The organism is Mycobacterium arosiense ATCC BAA-1401 = DSM 45069 (genome assembly GCF_002086125.1).
Taxonomy (GTDB): Bacteria; Actinomycetota; Actinomycetes; order Mycobacteriales; family Mycobacteriaceae; genus Mycobacterium; species Mycobacterium arosiense.
Genome location: NZ_MVHG01000239.1, coordinates 1 through 550, shown reverse-complemented (window position 1 = coordinate 550; position 550 = coordinate 1). Strand labels below are relative to the sequence as shown.

Below are 550 nucleotides of genomic sequence, written 5' to 3'. Positions count from 1 at the left end.
GCTTCCTGCACGGCATCGTCCGAGCCGCTCAGGTCATAAAAGGCCAGCTCGACATCCGGGTAGTCGATCGCCCGTTGGAAAACCTGACCGTCCACCTCGAAGAAGGCCGCCCTGCATGCCTCGGCCTCCTGCACCGCCCGGCGGATCGCCCACTCGAGGGCGTCACGGTCCACCCCGCCCTCGATTTTGACGAAGAGGCCAAGCTGCCACTCCGTACCGGACTGGCCCGATTCCTGCGCAAGCCAAATGTCGAGCTGTCCACGCGTCAGCGGATACGCCTGAGCGTCAGGATCGGTCGGCCGCCCGCACGGTTCAACGATCAAGACCACGGCTTGCCAGCCTTTCGCGCAAACTCTTCGGCCGGATGTCAGCCCAGTTCTGCTCGATGTACTCCAGGCACGCAGCGCGATCCGCTTCGCCATAAACCGTCTGCCAGCCGGCGGGAATCTCGGCAAAGGCCGGCCACAAGCTGTGCTGCTCTTCGTCGTTGATCAGGACAAAAAAGCTGCCTTTGTCATCGTCGAACGGGTTAGTACTCACCGAACCTCCA

At 62.5% G+C, this 550-nt stretch carries 2 protein-coding genes; both read right to left on the bottom strand.

Going from position 1 to position 550, the window contains the following annotated elements; translation table 11 throughout:
* Positions 1-329: condensation domain-containing protein (locus BST14_RS28285; RefSeq protein WP_245845846.1), on the bottom strand; the 329-nt coding region annotated here is incomplete at its 3' end.
* A complete protein-coding gene (locus BST14_RS28280) occupies positions 313-540 on the bottom strand; it encodes an MbtH family protein (protein WP_083067504.1) in 228 nt (75 codons plus the stop codon). The genes BST14_RS28280 and BST14_RS28285, both read right to left, overlap by 17 nt.
* Positions 541-550 lie beyond the last annotated feature (10 nt).